Genomic DNA, 17064 nt, shown 5'->3' on the forward strand with positions numbered 1-17064 from the left:
ATAAAAAATTTGGAGAGAATATGGCAAAAGTTGAATTTTATGAAATAAATATAAGAGATACTAAAAATGGAATAGCTATTGATGAAAACATTGTAAATAAAATAAAAAATAGATTATTAGAACTACCAGAAAATGATTTACTTTGTAGTAACAAGACATGTCTAGCTATTTTATCTGAATTTAAAGAAAATAAAAATTCTATAACATTTGACTTTTCAAAACTTACTAACGAAGTGATTAATAGCACGATTATTTCCAAACCTCTTGATAGTATCGATACTTTTGAAGAATTTAACAATATGGAATCAGATAAAGCACTCCCAACAGTTGAAGAGATAGAATTTATTATTAGATTAACTTCCGAATATGAAAATGATGACTTAGTAAACAAGCTGATGAAAAGTGAAATAGAGTATTTTACTATTTACAAAATCCTAAGAGATAATCGGAAATTAATTACACCTTATGAATTAGAATTGTTTTGTTCTAAAACGATACAACGTATGAAAAAAGAAAAAATATTTTTTAATATTACAAGATATAAACAAAGCTATATTCTCATGTTTCAAAAAGCTGTTCATGGATTTGATGTTGAACATTTACTTGAATACTTAAATTCACATTTATTGGTAAATGAGAATTTGAGATTACATTTTAAAAAAATATATGATATGTCTTTTATGGATGCTTTACAAAATTCAGATTTAAAAAGTTTTAAATTCTCATATAGTTCTGAGTCTAAAAATAACTTAATTGAAGAAAACTTTGCAACACCATTATATTTTTTAACAAAAATGTTAGGGACAAATATAACAATTAGTGTTAATAATGATAAAGACTTATTAGATAATAAAAAGTTACTAAGATTTTTTGAGATGGCTAATGAAGCGGGAATGTTGGACATGTGTAAAATCAAAAAATTTGGGACTTCTAAAGAAATAAAATCAACAGATAAAGGTCTAGAATTAAACTATACAACCAAACATAAAATAGATAATATAGACCAAGCAAATGATTTTTTTGAAGAAGCCTTTGAGAATAAAGAAGATATATTAAGTGAGAGAATAGGATAAGTTATGGAAGAATTTATTACAATTACTTTTACATTAATGGATAAAATGATATTTTCTCCACTTATCTTAATTGGTTTATTGATAACTACTTTATCATTAGTGATTAACCTAAAAGATAATAATCATTCTAATATAAAAAAGTTCAAAAAACATAAAAATATCTATATATTTATAGATAGAATTTTTTATACAGCAAGTATTTTAGTGATTTTATTTTTATTGTCATTATTTACTGAATATATTCATGATAATGAATTTTATGTGAAAATTAGTGTGTCAATTTTATACATTACTGGGTTAGTATATGTAGCATATAGTCTATTTGTAATAGTTTATATTTTACAAGAAATAGCGAAAACATCTTTAAAAAATAATACATAATTGTTTAAGATAAATAATTGGAAAGTAAAATAAAAAAGATAATGAATATGCTAAAACAAAGCGATAGTATTGGTGTTGTAATAATATATAAAAGACAAAGGATAAAAAATACATGTCAATGAAATCATATAAACTCCAAACTCTTCCTTTGCCTATAGATATAGAAACCCCAAAAGTCCTAAAAAAAGCAATTTCTGCCAATCGTGCTTTGGCAAAACTTAATGGGGTGGCTCAAATCATCCCAAACTCTCAAATCCTCATCAACTCTTTAGTACTCAGAGAAGCAAAAGATAGTTCGGAAATAGAAAACATCATCACTACACATGATGAGCTTTTTCGTGCAGGGTTGGATATAAACTCTGTTACAAATGAAACTAAAGAAGTGGAACATTATCGACAGGCTTTACTTAAAGGGTATGCATTGGTTCAAGAGCATAAGCTTTTACTTAAAAGAGACATCATAGCTATTCAGCAAGAACTAGAACAAAATGATGCAGGGGTAAGACGCCAAGCCGGAACGGTGTTGCGTAATATGGCTACGGGTGACGTAGTATTTGAACCGCCACAGGAGTATGCTGTTATAGAAAAATTACTAGACAATCTCGAAAATTACATAAACGAACCAAATGAAATTGACCCACTTGTCAATATGGCGATTATTCATTATCAGTTTGAATCTATTCACCCATTTTATGATGGTAATGGTAGAATTGGCAGAATTATAAATATTTTGTATCTTGTGTTAAAAGATTTACTTGAATTGCCTATTTTATATCTGAGTTCTTACATTATTCAAAACAAGGCAGATTACTACAGACTACTGCAAGAGGTACGAACAAAAGAAAATTGGGAAGAGTGGATTCTCTACATACTTAATGGAGTGGAACAGACTTCATTGGATACTATTGAACTCATCAATAATATTTATGAACTAATGAATAAAACAAAAAGTACGATAAAAGAGAAGTTGCCAAAAATATATAGTAAAGATTTAGTGGAGATACTTTTTGTACATCCTTATACAAAGATAGAATTTTTAGTCGATGGCTTGGGGATTACTCGAAAAACTGCATCGAAATATCTCAATGAATTAGAGCAAATCGGTATACTGAAAAATATACAGATAAAAAATAGTAAATTTTTTATCAATGAAGAACTTTTTGATATGTTGAAAAAAGGTATATAATTCAACAATTAAAATTTATATGTAAAAAAAATCATAAAATTTACACATAGATATAAAGCTATGAGTAAAAAAGTCAATAATTTACCCATAGATTGTGAACTATGTATAAAAAACAGTAAAATTTACCCATAGATAAAAGGCAAAACTTGGAAAGTAAAATAAATAGAATAACAGATATATTGAGACGGGATGATGGGATTAGTGGGGCTATGATGTACACTGAACAAATTTCCTGGGTGCTTTTTTTAAAATTTTTGAATGATTTGGAAGACTCTAAGGCTGATGAAGCACTTTTAAACGGACAGGAGTACACTTACATACTTGATGACAATTACAAGTGGAGTTCTTGGGCTTGTCCTAAAGATGCAAAGGGCAAACTTGACCTCATAAACGCCAAGAGTGGTGAAGACCTTTTGGAGTTTGTGAACAAGGAGTTGTTTCCTTATCTCAAAGGTTTTAAGTCACTCACGCAAGACCCTAAATCCATTAAGTACAAAATAGGTGCTATCTTTGAATACCTAGATAACCGCATTGCCAATGGGCATACGCTGCGTGAGGTGTTGGACATCATAGATGAGCTGGACTTTCACAATCAGGCTGACTTGTTTCAACTCTCACTCATTTATGAAAAACTGCTTAAAGATATGGGAAGTGACGGCGGAAACAGCGGGGAGTTTTATACGCCCCGTCCGCTTATAAAAGTCATAGCCGATGTTGTAAACCCTGTCATAGGAGAAACGGTATATGATCCGGCAGCAGGAAGCTGCGGCTTTCTCATAGAAGCATATAATCACATCAGGTACATAAACGCTGAGGAAAATAAGCAAAGAGAACTCTCAACCGAGCAGTTGAAGTTTTTAAATGAAGATACATTTTTCGGCAATGAAAAGACACCGCTCTCTTATGTGATGGGTGTGATGAATATGATACTTCACGGCATAGAGTCTCCAAACATTGCTAAAACAAATACACTTACAAAAGACATACGAGGCTTGGAAGAAAAAGAGAGATTTGACTGCATCTTGGCAAATCCTCCGTTTGGCGGTAAAGAAAATGACTCCATTCAGCAAAATTTTCCTATAAAATCAAATGCGACGGAGTTACTATTTTTACAGCACATGATGAACTATTTAAAACTCAATGGCAAATGCGGCGTGGTTATTCCTGAAGGCGTGTTATTTCAAACAAATAAAGCATTCCAGGCAGTAAAACAGGAGCTTTTGGAGCGTTTCAACGTGCATACGATTCTTTCACTGCCTGCAGGAATATTTTTGCCTTACAGCGGCGTCAAAACAAATGTCATCTTTTTTGACAGAGCGGGTGCAACTTCTGAGATATTTTACTATGAGGTCAATCCTCCTTACAAGCTCACAAAAAACAAGCCTATAAAGTATGAACACTTCAAAGAGTTTCTTGATACTTGGCAAGAGAGAACACTTACGGAAAATTCGTGGGTAGTACATGTAAATAATATAAAAGATTATGATATAAGTGCTAAAAACCCAAATAAAAATGAAGTTATAGAGCATAAATCACCATTAGAATTAGTAGAAAACATTAAAACCAATAATAAAGAAATAAATGATTTGATGGATGAAATTGAAGCTGTTTTGGTTGGGAAAGATATTGAATAAGTTCAGTACCCTTGGCTACACCTCAAAGGATGCAGGCTTACAAGGGAATTTCAATGAAGATTATAACATAATTTTAGGAAAGAATGCAAATGGATGAGATGATAATTGAAAAATATATTAGTTCAGCACGATTGAGTAAATATAGTTCGTTGGATGAGTATAAAAAAAATATTTATTTATCAAATAGTTTTTATATACCTTTATCAATCTTAGAAGTTTCATTACGAAATGCAATAAATAGTCAATTTATAGTTTTTTATGGACAAAACTGGATACTCAACGAAGCACAATTTTTGCAAAGAGATGCATTAGAAAAAATAGCTCAGGCGAAGATGAAGTTACAATCTAGAAATGAAACTTTAACACATGCAAAGCTTACTGCAGAACTCACCTTTGGTTTTTGGACATCACTCTTTCAGAAGCCTTATGATAAAACAATGCGTTTACAAACATTGAGGGGGATTTTCTCAAATTTACCAAGAACAGAAGCTAAACCAATAGATAGAAAAACTATATCGGCTAAATTAAATCATATAAGAAAATTTAGAAATCGTATTTTTCATTTTGAAAAAATTGTAAATAAAGAAGAATTTAATAATATTGAACACGATATTGATGAGATACTGGGATTTTTACATGCCGATATAGTAAAATTTTCAAGGGAAATGACACATGAATGAGTTGTATGAACTTCCTGATGGGTGGGAGTGGAAGAAGTTAGAAGAAATTACTGAGCTTATTACAAAAGGAACTACGCCAACTACTAATGGGTATAAATTTTTAAATGAAGGAATAAATTTTCTAAAAATAGAGAATATAGTTAGTGGAGAAATAGACTTATCAACAATTGAAATGTTTATATCAAAAGAAGCTCATCAAGCACAAAGAAGGTCGCAGTTAAAAGAAAATGATGTTTTATTCTCAATCGCAGGTACGATTGGAGATACGGCTATTGTAAAAAAAGAACATCTACCAATGAATATTAATCAAGCTATTGCTCTTATAAGACCAAAAGAAAGTTTAAATTCAAAATTTTTGAAATATTCGCTGTTATCAATTGTTTCGCAGAATACAAAGGATAAACAAAGAGGTGGAGCAATTAAAAATATTTCATTAGGAGATATGAAAAATACAAATTATCCTCTCCCTCCACTCCAAGAACAAAAAAGAATAGTTGGAAAACTGGATTCGCTTTTTGAGAAGATAGACAGAGTCGTAGCCCTGCATCAAAAAAATATGGATGAAGCTGATGCCTTTATGGGCAGTGTTTTGAATGATGTTTTTGGGAAGTTTAGTAATAAGAAAATAGTAGCATTAAAAGGAATTACTTCAAAAATTGGAAGTGGGGCAACGCCTAGAGGTGGACAAAAATCCTATAAAACTGAGGGAATAAGTTTCATTAGAAGCATGAATATATATGACACAGGTTTTAGAGAAAAGGGATTGGCTTTTATAGATGATGAACAAGCACAAAAACTTAATAATGTAACTATAGAAGAAAATGATGTATTAATAAACATTACAGGTGCTTCTGTTGCTCGTTGCTGTATTGTAGATAAAAAGTATTTACCGGCTAGAGTAAATCAGCATGTTTCTATATTAAGATTAAAAGATAGGATTATTCCAAGTTTTTTACATTATTATTTAATAAGTCCATTTATCAAATCTGAATTATTATTTAACTCTTCTGGTGGAGCAACAAGAGAAGCTATTACTAAAACTATGTTAGAAGAATTTCAAGTACCACTTATCTCTCTTTCTCTCCAACAAAAAACAGTAACTTACCTAGACAAAATCTCTTTATATTTAAAGAGAATAAAAGAGGTGCAAAAAGAGAAGATGGAAAATTTAAAAGCCCTCAAGGCTTCCATTTTAGATGAGGCATTTCGAGGAAAATTATGAGAGATATTAGGATTTAAAATGAGAATTAAAAAAGATATTGAATTTGGATGGTTATGTATAGCAATTCAAAAAATAACTTATCAAAGCTTTTGTATTGATGGTATATTGAAAATTTTATGGAGCATTGGTCTTTTAACTTTAATTATACTAATAGTAGCTATTTTTAGAGTAACAGAACCTGCATTACTTATAGGAGCTTTTACTGTTCTGATAGCTGCATTTACCGCTTCTTTTTCTGTAATGCGTTCAATTATTCATTCGACTCTAATGGAAGAAGAAAAGCGATTTGAAGAGATAATAAAATATAAGAATTTTGTTTTGCAGCTTTTGTGCAACTTGCAAGATTCGCTAAGCAATCTTAATAGAGAATTATATTCTTCTTTGAATAGAGAGCCGTTAGCACATAAGACTGAGGATATAAATCAACTTTTAAAACGTTATAAAAAAACACTTACATACCTTGAATCTGAAAATACATTAATACATCTAGATAGTCACGAAATTAAGACAATTTTTGATATTGTAGAAGGAAGTGAGAAATGGCTTAAAACGGTTGCAATATATTTAGAAAAACCAGAGTCTTATGGAAATTTAGATGATGAAATAGATGGGTATGCAAGTTATTATTTACATTTAGAAGACTATATTCCAGAAGCAAAAAAATTATTTAGTAGAGAGTTAAGTTAATATCAGGATAGTGCCAACTTTAACCAACAATAACTAAGTTTAGTTACACAAAACTCTTTGTTCCGCTCTTATCATACATATCTTTGTACCTGAATGTGATGAGGTTTTCCATGATGGCAAAAAGTACCATAAAGTTTAAAAAACTGCTGCCTCCGTATGAAAACATTGGCAGTGGTACACCTACGACAGGGGCGTAGCCTATGGTCATGGAAATATTTACTCCCATATATATAAAAATCATAAAAGAGATGGAGACGGTAACTACTTTTATAAAATAGTCATTGTTAAATATACTTAAACTCAACAGATGCAATATAAGCATAGCATACAGCAAAATAAGGGCTAAAGCTCCTAAGAATCCTGTCCTCTCGACCACAAAAGCAAAAATAAAATCACTCGTGGCAATAGGCAGAAATTTCATTTGTGTTTGGGTTGCATTTTCTTTGTCTTTTCCGGTCCATCCGCCTGAACCTATTGCAATTATGGATTGTTGTACGTGGTATGATGGCTTGGCACCTAAAAAGTCTGTAATTCTTGTTTTTTGGTAGTCATGCAGCCCATATTTATACGCAAGCGGTGATATTAGTAAAATACCTGCAACAATAGCGGCAACTATTTTCCAGTAAACGCCTACATAAAATAAAACGCCATACCCGATGAGTAATAACACAAGTGCCGTTCCCAAATCTGGTTCCTTTGCAATGAGAACAAAGGGGAGCAAAATATATAAACTGATACGTAAAAAATCTTTGAGCCTGTAGCCGTGAAGAGGCGGTGGATTTTTGTGTATAAGATATGCAAGCATCAGAATAAGTGCCGGTTTTACAAACTCTGAGGGCTGAATGGTAGCGTTAATAAAAGGAATGTCTATCCAGCGTTGTGCACCGAGCCGTGAATGTCCGAAAAATTCAACACCTAAAAGCAGGGCGATATTCCCCCAGTATATAAAAGGAATAAGCCAGCTCATGCGCCTGATAGGCAGTACAAAAACAATTAAAAAGACTATAAAAGCAATACCGACATAAGCAAGCTGTTTGTCCGCAAGAGCAGGAACAGCTTCACCGATGAGCCAATGCGACATAATTACCAAAGGAATGATAAGAATGATAGAAAAAAAGTCAAATTGTGATAAAATACTCTTATCAAATCTCCACAAGTTTGTAACTCCAAAATAAAATTATTATGATTGTATCATAAAGGCTGTAAAGAATGATAAACACACAAGAATACATATGTAAAAACCCTGAGCGATTAGATACTTTTCTAACTTCACAAATTGGACAAACACGTTCACAAATAGCGGGGCTGATTAAACATGAATGTGTTTTTGTAGATGGTAAAAAAGTACCTCGTCCGGGTGTGAAACTCAAAGCCGGACAGGTTGTCAAAGTAGAGTTTCCAGAGGCAAAACAAGAAAAAGCTCTTGATGTAAACTTTGATGTTGAGATTCTTTATGAAGATGATGATGTCTTGGTTATAAACAAACCAAGCGGCGTGACAGTGCATCCGGCACCAAGTGTCAAAGAAGCGACTTTGGTTGACTGGCTCAAACATAAAGGCATCAGGCTCTCGACTATCAGCGGAGAAGAACGCCATGGAATCGTTCACCGTCTTGACAAAGGCACAAGCGGAACAATGGTCGTTGCAAAGAACAATGAAGCGCATGAGTTTTTGTCAAAGCAGCTTCAAGACAAAAGTATGGGACGTTATTATATAGCTGTTATTGTTCCGCCTTTAAAAGAAGATATTACAGTTGTTGAATCAAATATAGGCAGAAGTTCTCACAACCGTTTAAAAATGGCCTGCGGCTTAGAACATGGAAAATATGCCAAAACAATGTTTAAACAGTTGGCTTTAAGTGAAGATGAACATACACAGCTCATAGCCTGTAAACTCTTTACTGGACGAACACATCAAATACGCGTGCATTTAGAGAGTATGAACCGTCATATTTTGGGAGATCATATTTATGGACTAAGCCCAAAACAGGAGAATTCGGAACGTATTTTGCTACATGCTTATATGATTTACTTTATTCATCCGACGACAAAGGAAAAAGTAACCTTTAAGGCGGAATTTGATGATATAATGCGAGAAACAATTTATAAAAAATTTGATACGGAGATTTTAAATGAAGTTATTGAGCCTGAGTACATTATGCGCAGTTTCACTGCTGATTCTTAGCGGTTGTCAGGGAATTAATCCACTACCGAAGAAAAAGGTTGTTATAGATTCTACATTGCCGGTTGTTACATTGACAAAAAACGGAATTATGCGTGATATGAAGACAGTAGCCTTTGAATGGAAGAGCATTAAAGACCCAAGAGTACAAGGTGTTTATGTTTACAAAAGAGTGTCAGGCGAAAAAACTTCTAATAAGTTAGATTATTATGACAGTATTGATAACCGATTTAAAACACATTATCTAGATGCCAATGATGAACCAAATACAAAATATAGTTATGCTTTTAGAGTAGTTGCCAAAGATGCACAGGGAAAATTGAGTGAAACGTATGATGTCAGTACGCTGCCTGTTTTACAGTCTGTAGCGTGGATACACTCAATAGCCGGACTTCCAAGAAGTGCCAAAATTATTTGGAGACCGCATGAAAACAAAAGAGTTGAATCTTACATCATAGAGCGAAAAACATTTGAAGATGAAAAGTTTGAAAAGATTGCTACACTCAAAGGACGTTTAAACGCTGAGTATATTGATGAAGGTTTGGCAGATAATGCAGTTTATTTATACCGTATACGTGTAGAAACATATGATGGAATCATCTCAACACCTTCAGAGATTGTAAAGTCTGTCACAAAAGCATTGCCTAAAAGTGTTGAGTACATCAGTGCAACAAAAGATTTACCAAAAAAAATAAAAATCGACTGGTCTGCGTCAAAGCAAAAAGACTTTAATCAGTACTACCTTTATAGAGGAAAAGATATAGACAGTTCTTTTGACCTTATAGCAAAGTTGTATAACAATCATTACACAGACAATATTGATGAAGATGGGAAAGTGTACTTTTACAGGGTCAGTGTTGTTGATAACGACGGGCTTGAAAGTGAACATGATAAAAATACCATAATGGGTATGACACTGCCAAAACCTGATGCGCCTGTTATTACAGGGATTAAACTTATCAACTCAGGAGTAGAACTTTCATGGAAGAAAACAGATCCGAGAATAAAATCTTTTCAGATACTCAGAAAACACAGAACAGGTTGGCTCAAAGAGACGACAAAAGAGTATAAAAACATCTATAAAACCAGTTTTGTGGACAATAACATAAACCCGGACAGTACATATACATACACAGTATATGGCATAGATGAAAATGGAATTATCTCAAAACCAAGTACAGAAGTAAAAATAAAAACAGCAGAATCTGACAAAATAGTTGACGGTGAAAAAAGTGAGCCTATTAAAGAAGTGGAAGTACGAGGGCAAGAAGATAATACTCAAAGTACGCAAGAAACACTAACACCTGCTAAAGATTTAGATTTAAACGAGATTTAATGCCGCATTTACATATAGAAGAATTTAAACAAATTGATTTTCCAAAAGTTTATGATGAGGTGAGTTTTAACTTCATCGCATCCAACGCTATGCATGAAGATGAAAAACTCATCTCAACGACAGTGGAGGATGAAGACTTTTTTCTTTTAGTAAAAGAAGAAGAAAATAAAAGCCTGCTAAAAACAGATAAGCTCACGCGTCCGGCTTCCATACATAATGTCCATCGTGCACTGCTCGCATATGCAAAAGCTGCCGGATTACATGTAATCAACTCCAACGTACCTCAGACACAAAAAAATATACACCTTCAAGAAGTGACGGCACTGAAAAAAATAGAATACTTTGCCAATAAATTCCCCCTGGATAAAGAAGTAAGAATTGAAGTAGGATTTGGCTCAGGACGTCATTTACTTCATCAGGCGGCAACTCATCCTGATGTTCTATTTATAGGCATAGAGATTCATCGTCCCTCAATAGAGCAGGTACTTAAACAAAGTGTTATTCAAAAGTTGAATAATCTGCTTGTGCTTGATTATGATGCTCGTCTTTTTATGGAGCTTGTGCCTTCAAATATTGTCGGGGCAATTTATGTGCATTTCCCTGTTCCATGGGACAAAAAACCGCATCGAAGAGTAATTTCGACTTCATTTATCGAAGAAGCTCGTCGTGTTTTAAAAGTCGGTGGAACTTTGGAACTTAGAACTGACAGTGAAAATTATTATGCCTACTCCTATGAAACTTTTATAGCTTTTAATAAAACTACACTGCAAATCAATAAAAACAAAGATATTGCCATAAGTTCCAAGTATGAAGACAGATGGAAAAAAATGGAGAAAAACATTTATGATGTAACAATGATAAATGATGAACTCTCCGAGCCATTGACAATAGAAGGGGATTTTACTTTTTCAAAACCCGGTTTGAGTTTTGACGAGATTACAGGACTGCATAATAAAACTTTTCGATTTGAAGATGGTTTTATGCATTTTGAACGGGTATATAAAACAAAAAATGGCGTCATGCTGCGTTTGTCTATGGGTAGTTTCGACAGACCTGAACATTTATATATAATTATTGATGAAAAGGGCATTTCATATTATCCTGATTTGCCGTTAAAATCACGTAGTAATTTAAAAGCCCATAAAGAACTGGGCAAGATTTTACATGGATAAAGTCATAATCGCAGAGAATTTGTCTCTTGCTTATTCCAAAGATGAAACTATTATAAACAAAGCAAATTTCTCTATAGACTCAGGGAGTTTTGTGTTTATTACCGGAGCGAGCGGAAGCGGTAAATCTACACTTTTAAAGTCACTTTATGGTGCGCTTAAACCTGTTGAGGGAAGTTTGGTAGTTGGAGGCGTTGAGCTTCGAGGTGTGGCAAATTCAAAGCTTAATTTTTTACGAAAACACCTCGGCATCGTTTTTCAAGACTATAAACTTGTAAAAGAGTGGACGATTGAAAAAAATATCATGCTGCCTTTGATTATAAACGGGTATGAAAAAAGTATAATGGAAAGTCAGGTTGACTCTCTGCTCAAACATGTACGACTGAAACATCAATCGGGAAAATACCCGTTAGAACTCAGCGGTGGAGAACAGCAGCGCGTGGCAATGGCAAGAGCTTTGGCGCATAACCCGATTCTGATACTTGCTGATGAGCCTACAGGTAACCTTGATGATTATTCTTCACAGCTTATCTGGAATCTTTTAGAGGGTGCAAATGAACAGTTGAAAACTACTATTATAGTCGTGACACACCATATTCCTGAAGCTATGAAGGTTGAGTATAAGCATTATCATATAGAATTTGGAGATATTCATGAAGTCGTTTAAAAATCATATATCTCTTGTTATTGCTCTTGTGAGTATACTTTTTTCGTTACAGATTTTTACAATAGTAGACAGATCTATTGATGCATATAAAGAGAATTTGGCAAAGAATTATTCACTGGTTGTAGTCAGTCAAGAAATACTGAAAAATAAAAAGTTATTAAATAAAATAAACATACTCGCATCTGTTGAACAGCTTTCGCCAGATAGCGTAATAAAAAAATTAAATACAGGCATAAGCAAAAAAAATATCCAGCTGCTTAAAGTAACACTGCCAAAGTTTTATAAATTTAAATTAAAAACTTATCCGACACCTGCCCAGCTACAAAAAATAAAAAAACAGCTTTTAAAATACCCATATATTACAAAAGTAGAAACTTTTTCAAATACTCATGATACGACGTATAAATTACTGTTGCTTTTTAAAAATGTTATATCTGTTTTGGCTGTTTCAATTTTACTTGTCACCATACTGTTGATATTTAAAGAGTTAAGAATATGGCAGTTTAAACATAATGAGAGGATGAATATCATGGGGCTTTTTGGTGCTCCTGTATGGCTGCGTTCGGCAGTACTGTTCAGACTTTCCATTGTAGATGCACTTATAGCATTTGGTATCTCTTTTGTGATTTTTTCATATTTTTCATCGAGTTCTTGGGTAAGGGAACAGTTTGCTAACATAGGTATATCGGTAGTGGTATTTGATAAAATTTATGATTCGCTGATTATGCTTGGTGTTTCTGTGATAGTTTCTATCTTACTTGCGAGTTTTATAGTTTTAGGGCATAAAGAAGAGGTCTGATGAGAACTATACTATTTGTTTTACTCTTTACATGTACCTCTGCAATGTTCGCTGCAACAGAGATAGATAAAAAAATAAATAAAACAAGCTCCAAGCTGCATTCATACACGAAAAACTACTCCAGACTTAATGCCAAAATGGCACAAACGGCAAAAGCTATTATCAAGCAAAAAGCTGAGTTGGAAAAGAAAACAATTTATCTGAAAAAATTAGAAAAAGAGCTCTCTTTAAAAGAGGGAAGTCACCGTGAAAATATAAAACAGCTTAAATCTTTAAAAAAATCTCAAACTGAGTTAAAGAAAAAACAGCAAAAACTTGAAGAAGAACTGATTTTTGTTATTGCACAGACGGTTTCTTTGTCTGTTGTTTTAGAAGAAGAATACCCTGAAAACGAACAGGCAATTATGGAGTTTGAAGTTTTAAAAGGTATGTTGAAAGCTTCAAAAGAAAAAGCAAAACTTTTAAGTAAAAAATTCTTTGAAAATGAAAAAAATATAGATTTAATCAGCTTACATGTAAGTTCATTAGAAGTTGCTATTGCAAATATAGATCAAAAAAGAAAAGAGCTAATTAAAACAAAAAATGAAAATAAAAAAGCTTTAAAAAAGTTGACCTCGGCAAAAGCATCATATAAAAAAGAGTTAAAAAACCTTTTAAAAAGACAAAATGCTTTGAAGAAAACACTTTCAAGGCTTAACATTATAAAAATAGACGAAATAAAAAGGGCAAAAGAAGAAAAAGCTAGAAAAATTGCCTTTGAAAAACAAAAGATTCAGCTGAACAAAAATTTGCCGAAAGTGAAAAAGCACGGAAGTAGCTATCAGGCAATTAAAACAATTAGGTATAGAGGCAGAAAAACAATTGCTCCGCTTAACTCCTATACTATTACCAAAAAATACGGTACATATACAGACCCTATTTATGGTATAAAAATATTTAATGAATCTATTTCTCTCAAACCAAAACAACCTAATGCAAAGGTTAAAACTGTCTTTAACGGGAAAGTTATATATGCAGCTAACACGGCAGTTTTAGACAATGTTGTCATTGTAGAACACAAAAAAGGACTGCATACGATTTATGCAAATCTTTCACAAATAGCACCAAATATTAAAAAGGGCAAAAAAATTGCTAAAGGTGCAACGATTGGACGTGTCAAAGATGAACTTGTCTTTGAAGTGACACAAAAAACAAAGCATATCAATCCGATACGTTTATTTAAATAGGTGCCTTGGTTTGGCACTTGGATTTTGATATAATTTCAAAAATAAAAAAATAGAGAAAAAAATATGAACTTTATTCAAACACGCGGCGTAGATGAAAATAGACCGCAAACTGTAACTTTTTCACAGGCAATACTGAGCCCTATCGCATCTTTTGGCGGTCTTTACGTTCCCCAGATGCTTCCCGAGCTAGGAGAAGAATTTTTACAAAAGCATTTAAACTCTTCTTATAAAGAACTGGCATCTGATATGTTAAGCTGTTTTGAGATTGACATTGATGCGAAAGTTATTGAGGAAGCGTTATCTTTATATGATAAATTTGATGATGCTTCTAATCCTGTCCCTGTTGTAAAAGTAAAAGAAAATCTTTATATAAGCGAACTCTATCATGGCCCTACGCGTGCGTTTAAAGACATGGCTCTGCAGCCCTTTGGTGTAGTACTCTCTTCAATTGCCCAAAGATTAAATGAAAACTATTTGATTTTGGCAGCGACAAGCGGTGATACCGGTCCGGCAGCGCTTGAAACATTTAAAAATCGTGCAAATGTAAAAGTGGCATGTTTATATCCTGATGGCGGGACAAGTGATGTACAGCGTTTGCAAATGGTTACAGAAGATGCGCCTAACTTAAAAGTAATCGGAATTAACGGTGTATTTGATGATGCACAAAATGCACTCAAACGTTTGTTGGCTTCACAAAGTTTTAAAGAAGCACTTCAAAAGAAAGATACAAAACTCTCAGCAGCAAACTCTGTCAACTTTGGACGTATTATATTTCAAATTATTTATCACATTCACTCTTATTTGGAACTGGTTCGACAAAATGCAATTACTATGGGCGAACAAGTTTACCTTAATGTTCCTAGTGGAAACTTTGGAAATGCTCTTGGCGGATATTACGCTTGGAAAATGGGAGTTCCTGTTGAAAAAATCATTATTTCATCCAATGAAAATAATGTACTTACACGTTTAATTCGTAATGGAAAGTACGACTTAAGAAATTGTGAAGTAGTGGGCACAACATCACCTGCAATGGATATTTTAAAATCATCTAATGTTGAGCGTGTATTATTTGATTTGTTCGGTGAAGTAAGAACAAAAGAGTTGATGCAGAATCTTGAAGAGAATAATTTCTATGAATTAACTGCTGATGAGCTTGCAAAACTCCGTGAGTGTTTTGATGCTGACTATTGCAGCGGTGAAGAGGGAAAAAAATATATTAAAGAAACATTCCAAAAGTATCACTATTTGATGGATCCGCATACGGCTACATGTATGAAGTCATATGAAACATGCTCAAACCCTGAAATCAAAACGATTGCCTATTCAACTGCCGAGTGGACAAAATTTTCTCCTGTGATTGCAAATGCATTAACGGGAGAAGTAGATACAAAAGATATTGAAGCATTGGAATCTATATCTAAAGTGGCAAATCTTGAAATTCCTCAGATGATAAAAGAACTCTTTTCTAAACCAATAGCACAAACAACAGTGATAGAAAAAGAGAATATAGAAGATGAGATACTGAAGTTTTTATAATTTTCGCCTAAAAGTCTTAAATAATAATAATTAACGGTTTAAGTTGTCATTAACTATTAAAGATGTAAAATTACTTTAATAGGAAAAGATAATGAATGAGACTACTGAAGATGAGTTAAATCAAAAGCGAAATATGCTTTATTATAATCAGCTGATTATGAATGAAAGACGCGCGAAGTCTATGCATGAAAAAAAAGCGAAAGTTGCAAAAAAACGTGCAAGTTTCGGCGCTCAAAAAGTTGACTTTAAAGATTATTTATTTGTTCCTGATGAATGGGAATTTGTTGCATATACAATTTATGTCGTTGGTGTTCCTTATATTACAGGTGCGTTCTTTTTATTTTTGTTTGTAGCAAATGCCAGTTGGGAAAATTTTCAATTGCTGAATCTTAACGCATTTCCTATAGTTTGGCTGATTGGGTATGAAATAGTATCAATTTGTCTGTTAATCTGGATTATGATTTTGTATTTAACATACGATACGGAAGATGAATTTTAAAGCAGCTGAACTTTAAAGTTCAACTGCTTTTTTATAGGCTTTTTCGATAGCCTCTATACATGCATTACGGACGTTGCCTTGTTCTAGTGCAGCGTAACCGGCTGCAGTTGTCCCACCGGGACTCATTACACCATCTTTAAGCAGAGCAGGATGTATGTCTTGTATTAGTGTTCCAAAACCGTCAAATAGACCTCTCATAATCGCCATAGCATCATCTCGTTTGAGTCCTTGTTTTACCGCACCGTCGGTTAAAGATTCTGCAATAAGGGCAAGATAAGCAGGACCGCTTCCTGCGAGTGCTGTTGCAATATCTATCTCTTTCTCACTGCCAAGCCATCTTGTTGTACCGATAGAAGAAAAAAGTGTTTGGGATTCTTCTTTATAAGCGGTATCACCTGTTAAAGTTGTCATAGATTTACCGACGCTTGCTGCAAGATTTGGCATAGCTCTTACAACAGCGGATGTATTAAAATTATTTTTTAATTTTTCTATGCTTGTTCCGGCTAAAACCGAATAAAGTATTTCTGCTTTTCCTTGAAGTTTTGCCGATACTTCTTCCACATTTGCCGGCTTGACACAGAGCATAACCGTCTTTTGTTCAATGTTGTAATTATCAAGAAGAGATTTTTCTACATGTAAACCAAGTTTTTGTTCAAATGCATCCAATTTTTTACTATCTCTTCCAACAACTTCTATTTTATAGTTCTCTTTTAAACCCTCGGCAATACTGAGTGCCATATTGCCATTTCCGATAAATGTTATAGTTTTCATAAAAGTCCTAAATGTTT

Annotated in this window: 17 protein-coding genes; 15 read left to right on the forward strand and 2 right to left on the reverse strand. The window is 33.3% G+C overall.

All coding sequences use genetic code 11. The features are described from left to right. The first annotated feature begins 20 nt into the window (after nucleotides 1-20). The 7 genes from SAUT_RS04100 (at nucleotide 21) to SAUT_RS04130 (ending at nucleotide 6863) form a co-directional block, all read left to right on the forward strand. The gene (locus SAUT_RS04100; protein ID WP_013326605.1) at nucleotides 21-1073 is read left to right on the forward strand and encodes a hypothetical protein; all 1053 of its coding nucleotides are present in this window, start codon (nucleotides 21-23) and stop codon (nucleotides 1071-1073) included. A gap of 3 nt (nucleotides 1074-1076) precedes the next feature. Further along, complete coding sequence (locus SAUT_RS04105; RefSeq protein WP_013326606.1) at nucleotides 1077-1454, forward strand: hypothetical protein; 378 nt, start codon at nucleotides 1077-1079, stop codon at nucleotides 1452-1454. Nucleotides 1455-1572: 118 nt separating this feature from the next. Further along, nucleotides 1573-2640: a Fic family protein gene (locus SAUT_RS04110; protein ID WP_223175433.1), complete on the forward strand. Its 1068-nt coding sequence runs from the start codon at nucleotides 1573-1575 to the stop codon at nucleotides 2638-2640. A 146-nt stretch (nucleotides 2641-2786) separates the two neighbouring features. Further along, entirely contained in the window at nucleotides 2787-4274 is a 1488-nt protein-coding gene (locus SAUT_RS04115) for a class I SAM-dependent DNA methyltransferase (protein ID WP_013326608.1), read from the forward strand. Nucleotides 4275-4363: 89 nt separating this feature from the next. Next, nucleotides 4364-4954, forward strand: a complete 591-nt coding sequence (locus tag SAUT_RS04120; protein ID WP_013326609.1) for an Abi family protein — start codon at nucleotides 4364-4366, stop codon at nucleotides 4952-4954. Then, nucleotides 4947-6176 (forward strand): restriction endonuclease subunit S, encoded by a 1230-nt coding sequence (locus SAUT_RS04125; protein WP_013326610.1) that lies wholly within the window; start codon nucleotides 4947-4949, stop codon nucleotides 6174-6176. Before SAUT_RS04120 ends, SAUT_RS04125 begins: the two co-directional genes overlap by 8 nt. A gap of 18 nt (nucleotides 6177-6194) precedes the next feature. Then, on the forward strand, nucleotides 6195-6863 hold the full coding sequence (locus tag SAUT_RS04130; protein WP_013326611.1) for a hypothetical protein: 669 nt from the start codon (nucleotides 6195-6197) through the stop codon (nucleotides 6861-6863). Between the two features lie 43 nt (nucleotides 6864-6906). Here the strand turns inward: SAUT_RS04130 and SAUT_RS04135 are convergent, their stop codons facing one another. Next, nucleotides 6907-8019, reverse strand: a complete 1113-nt coding sequence (locus SAUT_RS04135; protein WP_013326612.1) for an FtsW/RodA/SpoVE family cell cycle protein — start codon at nucleotides 8017-8019, stop codon at nucleotides 6907-6909. Nucleotides 8020-8072: 53 nt separating this feature from the next. Between SAUT_RS04135 and SAUT_RS04140 the strand changes: the two genes are divergently transcribed. The 8 genes from SAUT_RS04140 (at nucleotide 8073) to SAUT_RS04175 (ending at nucleotide 16276) form a co-directional block, all read left to right on the forward strand. After that, complete coding sequence (locus SAUT_RS04140) at nucleotides 8073-9047, forward strand: RluA family pseudouridine synthase (RefSeq protein ID WP_013326613.1); 975 nt, start codon at nucleotides 8073-8075, stop codon at nucleotides 9045-9047. Further along, nucleotides 8995-10380, forward strand: a complete 1386-nt coding sequence (locus SAUT_RS04145; RefSeq protein ID WP_013326614.1) for a fibronectin type III domain-containing protein — start codon at nucleotides 8995-8997, stop codon at nucleotides 10378-10380. The genes SAUT_RS04140 and SAUT_RS04145 overlap by 53 nt, the downstream gene beginning before the upstream one ends. Beyond that, entirely contained in the window at nucleotides 10380-11552 is a 1173-nt protein-coding gene (trmB, locus tag SAUT_RS04150; protein WP_013326615.1) for a tRNA (guanosine(46)-N7)-methyltransferase TrmB, read from the forward strand. The genes SAUT_RS04145 and trmB overlap by 1 nt, the downstream gene beginning before the upstream one ends. Further along, nucleotides 11545-12216, forward strand: coding sequence for a cell division ATP-binding protein FtsE (locus tag SAUT_RS04155; RefSeq protein WP_013326616.1), 672 nt, complete (start codon nucleotides 11545-11547; stop codon nucleotides 12214-12216). The genes trmB and SAUT_RS04155 overlap by 8 nt, the downstream gene beginning before the upstream one ends. Continuing rightward, nucleotides 12203-13015, forward strand: coding sequence for a hypothetical protein (locus SAUT_RS04160; RefSeq protein ID WP_013326617.1), 813 nt, complete (start codon nucleotides 12203-12205; stop codon nucleotides 13013-13015). The genes SAUT_RS04155 and SAUT_RS04160 overlap by 14 nt, the downstream gene beginning before the upstream one ends. Next, entirely contained in the window at nucleotides 13015-14241 is a 1227-nt protein-coding gene (locus SAUT_RS04165) for a murein hydrolase activator EnvC family protein (protein WP_013326618.1), read from the forward strand. The genes SAUT_RS04160 and SAUT_RS04165 overlap by 1 nt, the downstream gene beginning before the upstream one ends. Before the next feature lie 63 nt (nucleotides 14242-14304). After that, complete coding sequence (gene thrC / locus SAUT_RS04170; RefSeq protein WP_013326619.1) at nucleotides 14305-15777, forward strand: threonine synthase; 1473 nt, start codon at nucleotides 14305-14307, stop codon at nucleotides 15775-15777. 91 nt (nucleotides 15778-15868) lie between these two features. Beyond that, nucleotides 15869-16276, forward strand: a complete 408-nt coding sequence (locus tag SAUT_RS04175; protein WP_013326620.1) for a hypothetical protein — start codon at nucleotides 15869-15871, stop codon at nucleotides 16274-16276. Nucleotides 16277-16288: 12 nt separating this feature from the next. On the opposite strand, the gene SAUT_RS04180 is transcribed toward SAUT_RS04175, so the two are convergent. Then, nucleotides 16289-17047, reverse strand: a complete 759-nt coding sequence (locus SAUT_RS04180; protein ID WP_013326621.1) for a pyrroline-5-carboxylate reductase — start codon at nucleotides 17045-17047, stop codon at nucleotides 16289-16291. Nucleotides 17048-17064: the final 17 nt, after the last annotated feature.

The sequence above is a fragment of the Sulfurimonas autotrophica DSM 16294 genome (assembly GCF_000147355.1).
GTDB classification, from domain to species: domain Bacteria; phylum Campylobacterota; class Campylobacteria; order Campylobacterales; family Sulfurimonadaceae; genus Sulfurimonas; species Sulfurimonas autotrophica.

Coding starts and splice junctions, on each gene's coding strand:
- SAUT_RS04165 (WP_013326618.1), top strand. CDS start 13,015: ATGAGAACTATACTATTTGTTTTACTCTTTACATGTACCTCTGCAATG.
- SAUT_RS04105 (WP_013326606.1), top strand. CDS start 1,077: ATGGAAGAATTTATTACAATTACTTTTACATTAATGGATAAAATGATA.
- SAUT_RS04130 (WP_013326611.1), top strand. CDS start 6,195: ATGAGAATTAAAAAAGATATTGAATTTGGATGGTTATGTATAGCAATT.
- SAUT_RS04180 (WP_013326621.1), bottom strand. CDS start 17,047: ATGAAAACTATAACATTTATCGGAAATGGCAATATGGCACTCAGTATT.
- trmB (WP_013326615.1), top strand. CDS start 10,380: ATGCCGCATTTACATATAGAAGAATTTAAACAAATTGATTTTCCAAAA.
- thrC (WP_013326619.1), top strand. CDS start 14,305: ATGAACTTTATTCAAACACGCGGCGTAGATGAAAATAGACCGCAAACT.
- SAUT_RS04140 (WP_013326613.1), top strand. CDS start 8,073: ATGATAAACACACAAGAATACATATGTAAAAACCCTGAGCGATTAGAT.
- SAUT_RS04145 (WP_013326614.1), top strand. CDS start 8,995: ATGAAGTTATTGAGCCTGAGTACATTATGCGCAGTTTCACTGCTGATT.
- SAUT_RS04110 (WP_223175433.1), top strand. CDS start 1,573: ATGAAATCATATAAACTCCAAACTCTTCCTTTGCCTATAGATATAGAA.
- SAUT_RS04175 (WP_013326620.1), top strand. CDS start 15,869: ATGAATGAGACTACTGAAGATGAGTTAAATCAAAAGCGAAATATGCTT.
- SAUT_RS04125 (WP_013326610.1), top strand. CDS start 4,947: ATGAATGAGTTGTATGAACTTCCTGATGGGTGGGAGTGGAAGAAGTTA.
- SAUT_RS04155 (WP_013326616.1), top strand. CDS start 11,545: ATGGATAAAGTCATAATCGCAGAGAATTTGTCTCTTGCTTATTCCAAA.
- SAUT_RS04120 (WP_013326609.1), top strand. CDS start 4,364: ATGGATGAGATGATAATTGAAAAATATATTAGTTCAGCACGATTGAGT.
- SAUT_RS04160 (WP_013326617.1), top strand. CDS start 12,203: ATGAAGTCGTTTAAAAATCATATATCTCTTGTTATTGCTCTTGTGAGT.
- SAUT_RS04100 (WP_013326605.1), top strand. CDS start 21: ATGGCAAAAGTTGAATTTTATGAAATAAATATAAGAGATACTAAAAAT.